This window comes from Pseudomonadota bacterium (assembly GCA_039815145.1).
Classification (GTDB): domain Bacteria; phylum Pseudomonadota; class Gammaproteobacteria; order Steroidobacterales; family JBCBZW01; genus JBCBZW01.
This window is the reverse complement of sequence record JBCBZW010000197.1, coordinates 1-6,842: the sequence shown is the minus strand read 5'-3', so window position 1 is coordinate 6,842 and position 6,842 is coordinate 1. Positions and strand designations below refer to the sequence as shown.

The window sequence follows — 6,842 nt, the reverse complement described above, 5'->3', positions numbered from 1 at the left end:
GATTGATGTTGGTGAACGCCTCGGTCTTGTGCTCACCCTTGAAGAAGTCGACGTGGACCGTCTCGAACTCGGCGCCGATGAGGTCCAGGCCGGCGAGGACCTTTCGGCAGTTGATGGTGATGGGATCGGCGTACAGCTTCACGGTGGCCCTCCTCTTCCTACGTGTGCTGTGGAGCATCGCACGCTGGCTGCCCGCACCGCTAGAGTGCAGCACGCGGCGGTGCAGCCACGCCGCGGCTTGACTGCCGCCAGCCCGTGACGGACTGTCTTGCCTCGACCCGTCGACCCATCATCGAGCGATCCATGCAGATTCGAAGCACCGTCCTGAGCACACTCCTAGGCTGCCTCCTGGTAATGGGTGGTACGACCGCCCTCGCCGACCATCACGAGACTCAGCAGGTCACGCTCACCGAGCCCTACGACCTCGTGATTGCGGGCGGTCGCGTCATGGACCCGGAGACCGGCCTCGGCGCCGTGCGCAACATCGGCATTCGGGGGGATCGGATCGCGGAGATCAGCGAAGGCCCCCTCCAAGGGCGGATGGCCATCGACGCGCACGGGCTGGTGGTGGCCCCTGGCTTCATCGATCTCCACGCCCACGGTCAGACCAACGCGGCCAACGAATATCAGGCGCGCGATGGCGTCACCACGGCCCTGGAACTGGAGGGCGGTGCGCCCTTTCTCCGCCAGTGGCTCGCGAGCCGCGAGGGCAAGGCGTTGATCAACTACGGGGCCACGGCGTCCCACTTCATGGGCCGAGCGCTCACCATGCCCGCCTTCTCGGCGCCCATCAGGCGCTACGAGCAACAGCTTGCCGCCGCCGGGGCTGATGAGGAACCCGTCGCCGATCTCTTCGAATCGGCCGGGGCCAGCGCGTACGAGGCCGTCGCCGACGGCGCTTTTGTCAAGCTCGACGCCGCGCTGGTGAAGGAGTTGGAAGCCGGGGCGCTCGGGATCGGATTGCTGGTGGGTTATCAACCCGGGGCGAGTTGGCAGGAGATCCTGCATCTGTTCGAGTTCGCAGCGGCTCACGACACGCCCATCTACGTGCACGTACGCGACCCCGGCGTGCGCGGTATACAGGAGATGATCGCCAACGCGGCGGCGACCGGTGCCACCGCCCACGTGGTCCACGTGAACAGCATGGCCCTCGGCGACATCGAGCACGCCCTGGATCTGATCGAAGGCGCTCAGACCCGCGGCATCGACGTCACCACGGAGATGTATCCCTACACCGCGGCATCGACCTACCTGGAGAGCTCCCTGTTCGACGGGGACTGGCAAGGTCGCCTAAGCATCGGCTTCGGCGATCTGCAGTGGCAGGACACCGGCGAGCGCCTCACGGCGGACACCTTCGCGCGCTATCGCGAACAGGGCGGTGTGGTCATCATCCACATGATGAAGGAGCGTTGGATCGAAGCCGGCATCGCACGCCCGTCCACGATCATCGCCTCCGACGGCATGCCCTACGCGCCGGGCGCCCACCCGCGCTCCGCCGGCACCTTCTCGCGCGTGTTGGGGCGCTACGTGCGCGAGCGCGGCTCGCTAGACCTGATGAGCGCCCTCGCCAAGATGACCTTGCTGCCAGCGCAACGCCTGGAGCGCATGGCCCCGGCGGCACGGGGGAAGGGGCGCTTGCAGGTGGGGGCCGATGCAGACATCACCGTCTTCGACCCTGCCACGGTGATCGACACGGCGACCTTCGAGGGAGGGTTGTCGTTCTCACAAGGTATAGAGCACGTGATCGTCAACGGGGTGCCAGTGGTGTCCTCGGGGGAGAGCGTACAGGGTGTCATGCCTGGGAGGCCCCTGCTGGGACGCCTTCGGCGATAGGCAGCGGACGTTGCGGAGGAAGCGATTCGCGGGGTTGACATAGGAATCGCCAAGATCGATCACGAGTGTTGCCGAGACGGGATTCCACGGGGCTGCGCAGGCCTGCTCCGATTTGGGTTAGCCTAAGGGTATCGTGCCACCTCTCCCGCTCGGATCGATCCATGCACTCCCCAACGGACCAACGCCCCACTTCCCCCAGCACGGCTCGCGTGCTCGCGCTCCTCGGCCTGCTCGCCACCACGAGCCTCGCCGTCGCCCAGTCCCCAGAAGCGATCCGCTTCGCCCAGGACGCGGAGTTCTCCGACGTCGCGCTCTCTCCCAACGGGGACGTTATCGCGTACACCCGCCGGATTGAGGACAAGCGCGTGGTGGGCATCCTGTCGCTGGCGGAGGGGAAACCTAAGTACTTCGACACCACCAGCGACAAGCTCTGGGGCTACCGCTTCTACGACGACGATCACCTGGTGCTCTTCAAGTCGATGACGACCAGCTTTTCCGGGTACCGGGGTGAGTACGAGTTCCGCGCAGCCATCTCGACCAACTGGCGCACGGCGAAGACCACCCAACTCCTGCGAACCACCCGAGGGCTGCTCTACCCCCAACTGAACCTCTCGACGATCCACAGCACGGGCGCGAAGGGCTCCACCGTGCTGATGTCCGCCTACGCGGGCGCCAACCAGGACAGCGCGCCCTACGATCTATTCCGCATCGACCTGGACTCGAACCGCTCGACGCGCCTGGCCAAGGGCACCCACGACACGATCGATTGGTTCGTGGACCGTTCGGAGGAACCCTACGCGCGCGAGCGCTTCTCCGACCGCAAAAACCTGCACACGATCGAAGCGCGCCGGGGCAAGCGCTGGGAGACCATCTTCGAGGAGGAGACGGAGATCCGGCGCGTCGGGGTCGTCGCCCTCAGCCCTGACCGCAAGGCGCTGGTCATCGTCGACGAGGACGAGTCCGGCCTGTCGGACGCCGTCTACCACCTGTCCCTCGCCGACGGCAGCCGATCAAAGCCGTTGTTCGGCCGCGACGATGCGCAAATCGCGAGCGTGCTCCAACGCGATGGCGTCGCCTACGGTGTTCGCTACACCGGCCTGCGCCCGAGCTACGCGTTCTACGACGAGGCCATGACCCAGGACATCGCCCGTCTCCTCGTCACCTACCCTGACAGCTCCGTGCGGATCCTCGACATCAGCGACGATGCGAACAAGGTGCTCGTACGCATCGAGGGCAACGACACGCCGGGCATGTTCACCCTCTTCGATCGCACCACATCGAGCCTGAAGGTCGTCACCTACGCGCGCCCCGATATGCAAGCGGATGAGATCGGCAAGATCGCCACCCTCACCGTGACCGCCCGCGATGGCCTCAGCATCCCCGTGATTGCGACGTACCCGGCAGGCATCGCCCCGGGCTCTGCGGAAGCGACCGCCCTGCCGACAATCATGCTGCCCCACGGCGGACCCACCGCCCACGATCAGGTGGGCTTCGATGAGACCGCGCAGTTCTTCGCCCACAAGGGCTATCTCGTGCTGCAGCCGAACTTCCGCGGTTCCACCGGCTTCGGCAACGCCCACCTGCTCGCGGGCTACGGCCGCTGGGGGCGGGAGATGCAGGACGATGTCACCGACACGCTCGAGCACTTCGTCGACACGGGCGTGACTGACCCCGATCGCGTGTGCATCGCTGGCTACAGCTACGGCGGCTATTCGGCGCTGGCCGGCGGCGCCTTCACGCCGGAACTGTACCGCTGCATCATCGCCATCGCGGGCGTCGCCGATCTGCCGCGCATGCTGAGCGCTGAAGCCCGCCAGTACGGGCGCAATCACTGGGTCGTTGCCTACTGGAACGAGGTCATCGGCGATAGCAAGGCGGAGAAGGAGAAGCTGAAGGAGATCTCGCCCGCCAACTACGCCGAGCGCTTCCAGGCACCGGTGCGCCTCATCCACGGCGATGACGACACGATCGTGCCCCTGGCCCAGAGCCAGCTCATGCGCCGGCGCCTGGATAAGGCCGGCAAATCGGTGGAGTTCGTCCGCCTGAAGGGCGAAGACCACTGGCTTCGCAGCTCACCGACGACGCGGGTGCAGTCCTTCCAGGCCATGGGGGAGTTCGTGGATCGCTACCTCAAAGAGGGCTCATGAGGCGAGGGCCGCTGGGGTGCCTCGCCTCGATCTCGCCGCGTGCGTGACCGGTCGCAGCGTCATCGTCGTCGCTAGCTGAATCCGGCGCCCTCACGACGATACGCCTCACGGGGCAGCGCAAATACATCGAGCACCTTCGCCCCCTGCGGCCCTGCGATGAAGCCGTGCGCCACCCCAGGGGGCGTGCGCCAGAAATCACCCGCCCCGACCGGCACTTCGACGCCGTCCTGCACGCGCACGCCCTCCCCCTCCAGCAGCACGCCCCACTGCTCCTCGGCGTGTTCGTGCACCGAGCCTCGCGCGCCGGGGGCGAAGCTGACCACCGAGAACATGGCCTGCTCGCCGACGAAGAGCTGCGTATCGATGCCGGGGGCGAGCTGGCGATGCGTGCCCGCCTCGGCGTCGGCGAAGTTGAAGAAGAAGTCGCTCACATTCAAATCTGTACTCCGAGCAAGGAATGGGCCTAACCGCTCGCGACCGATCACCTGCAGGCTCCGGCAGCCCGCACTACGCGCCGACGATCGTGTTCACCAGCATCTCGATCAGCGCCGCCCCGGCCCAGGTCAGAGGCACGATCACGGCGTAGGCGAGGAAACGGGTCACCGCGCCGATGTCGAAGGGCCAGACGGGCAAGCGCACCACCTCGCGACGAAGGGCCAGGGCACTCGCAAGAGCACCACCGTCGGCGGCCGACGCCTGGCGGGCCGAGTCGATGGCCGCCTGCGCCTCGGCCAAAGCCTCCTGGCGTTGTTTCACCAGGCGGCGGTGCAGTGGCCAGATCGGCAGCAGCAACAGCACCGGGATCATCGGCAGGAACAGCAGCAGGGCCGGCAGCGTGGTCCACCAGCTGATCGGCCCGCCGAGCCACATGATCGGCAGCACGGCCAGTGCGCCCAGGATGAACAGGGTGGAGGTAACGGCCATCGCGCCCACCGGGGCGAAGGTGGGCGGACTGAAGACGTCGGCGCGCACCTCCTGGGCGAGGCGCCGAAAGCTCGTGGCGTTCTCCACCAGCGCCCGCGTGGCGGCGGTCATCACCAACCAGACGGGCAAGGGGCCGAAGTCCATCACGATGGCCACGTAGCCCTGGCCTAGGCTCTCGACCATGTATTGCCAGCTGCCGGCGAGCAACCGGGACTGCACCAACCACAGGCCGACGCCAGCCAGGATGGTGCGCACGCCCCACAGCGTCGACTTGTGGGTCAGCGAGCGACGTGCCAGCGCCAGGGTCTGCGCCGGGAGCCTCGGTGCCAGGCTGTCCAACGCCTCACGGGTGCGTTCGGTGATGTAGTGGAAGACGGGCACGACGTAGGCGACAGCCGCCACGAAGAATGCGGCCACGGTGGGCGAGAACTGTCTGGCGTAGCGTTCCGGATAGGTGGCGACGAGCCAGGCCGCCACGCCGTAGACGGCGGCACCCAGGCCGAGGATGGCAGCGGCGGCGAGCCACCGGCCGAAGGGCGACTCGGGCACGAGCGCCAACAGCCAGATCTTCTGCGGCCGGCGCTCATGGGGGGACGGGGTGTCAGTCATCAGGCTCGCTATCGTTGGATCGAAGCGGGCCCTCGCGTCGCGCGTTTCAAGTTACAGCTCACCGCGTGCCCGTCTGGCGAGTATACGGAGCGATGGGGCGAGGTACGACCGAACGAACGGCCCGATCAACGGGTGACGATGCCGAGCAGAGACACGCGCTGCACGGTGGTTTGCAGGGCGAAGCGATCCAGGGCACGCCCGGGCAGATCCACCACGGCGCCATCTCCCTCGCCCGCCGCACTTACGAGCGCCCCCCCAAGCGCGTTGAGGTCACGCGCCTCGCCTTGCACTTCGAGACGCAACAGGCGCCGGTCGCCCGCAGCCGCGAGGGCCGCCACCTGGGGACTCATCTTGCTGCGCGCGAGCACGCGAGCGGACAGGTCCAGATGGCCGCCTGCGGTAAGCCCTTCCCTGGTGGCAGGCGAGGCTTCACCGAAGAGCGTCGACGCCCCGGCCATCGAGGCATCAGGCGACACGTATTCGCTGAAGTACACCCAGGCGCTCACGCCCGTGAGGCTCAGCGCGAGGCTGCAGATGGCGCCGCGAATCAGCGTGTGCATGGCGTTGTTCCCGAGTGATCAAGTGTGGTGCACAGTTCATCGCACTCGGGTGCTGCACGGAGGTGTGGCCAAACTCGCGCACGGCGCTCGCCTGAGACGTAGGCCGCATAAGGCTGGGGTTAAACCGCGCTGACGCGTTGCCCTCGCCTGTGCGCCGCGACCAGTCGCCTCGGGCGTGCATCGCTGCTAGGAAGGGGCGGACGGCGTTGCTGTGTGTGCTACGGTTCGCCCGCACCGGCGGACCGCCGCTGCTTATGGAACATTGAACTCAAGGAACGTCACCCATGGATGCCGCCACTCGCAAGAGTTACAACGTCGCCCAGCTCGTCTACCTGCTGCACAGCCTCTCCATCCTGTCGGGTGTGCTGACCTCAGCGCTGGTCGTCAGCAGCTTCATTACCGGCATCCCTTCGCTGATCGCCGTGGTCATCAACTACCTCAAGCGCGACGACGCGCGCGGCACCTGGGTGGACTCGCACTTCGGCTGGCAGATTCGCACCTTCTGGTACGCCCTCGCCTGGACGCTGGTCTCGATCGTCCTCTTCTTCACCATCATCGGCATCCCGGTCGCTTGGCTGATCTACGCGGCCCTGACCATTTGGGTGATCTACCGGGTGGTTCGCGGCTGGCTGCGCCTGCGCGCCGAACAACCGATCTAAATCCAGGCGTCGCCAGGCGCTTAGCTGGAACCTATCCGTTGTCGCGCGCGCCAACGGGCGACAAACGAGTCACCCACCGCGCGGCGAATCTTGCCCCCACTCGCCCAGCG

At 66.8% G+C, this 6,842-nt stretch carries 6 protein-coding genes; 3 read left to right on the top strand and 3 right to left on the bottom strand.

What is annotated here, in order from left to right:
• The first annotated feature begins 303 nt into the window (after positions 1 to 303).
• Both AAF184_23970 and AAF184_23965 read left to right on the top strand, forming a co-directional pair.
• Entirely contained in the window at positions 304 to 1,833 is a 1,530-nt protein-coding gene (locus AAF184_23970; GenBank protein MEO0425412.1) for an amidohydrolase family protein, read from the top strand.
• Between the two features lie 161 nt (positions 1,834 to 1,994).
• Positions 1,995 to 3,980 carry a prolyl oligopeptidase family serine peptidase gene (locus AAF184_23965; GenBank protein MEO0425411.1) on the top strand — a complete coding sequence of 662 codons (1,986 nt, stop codon included), beginning with the start codon at positions 1,995 to 1,997 and terminating at the stop codon, positions 3,978 to 3,980.
• 71 nt (positions 3,981 to 4,051) lie between these two features.
• On the opposite strand, the gene AAF184_23960 is transcribed toward AAF184_23965, so the two are convergent.
• The 3 genes from AAF184_23960 to AAF184_23950 all read right to left on the bottom strand — a co-directional run bounded on the left by AAF184_23960 (position 4,052) and on the right by AAF184_23950 (position 6,073).
• Positions 4,052 to 4,411: a cupin domain-containing protein gene (locus AAF184_23960; protein MEO0425410.1), complete on the bottom strand. Its 360-nt coding sequence runs from the start codon at positions 4,409 to 4,411 to the stop codon at positions 4,052 to 4,054.
• Positions 4,412 to 4,487: 76 nt separating this feature from the next.
• Positions 4,488 to 5,513, bottom strand: a complete 1,026-nt coding sequence (locus AAF184_23955; GenBank protein ID MEO0425409.1) for a hypothetical protein — start codon at positions 5,511 to 5,513, stop codon at positions 4,488 to 4,490.
• Between the two features lie 125 nt (positions 5,514 to 5,638).
• Positions 5,639 to 6,073: a hypothetical protein gene (locus tag AAF184_23950; GenBank protein ID MEO0425408.1), complete on the bottom strand. Its 435-nt coding sequence runs from the start codon at positions 6,071 to 6,073 to the stop codon at positions 5,639 to 5,641.
• A gap of 284 nt (positions 6,074 to 6,357) precedes the next feature.
• Between AAF184_23950 and AAF184_23945 the strand changes: the two genes are divergently transcribed.
• A complete protein-coding gene (locus AAF184_23945) occupies positions 6,358 to 6,732 on the top strand; it encodes a hypothetical protein (GenBank protein MEO0425407.1) in 375 nt (124 codons plus the stop codon).
• Positions 6,733 to 6,842 lie beyond the last annotated feature (110 nt).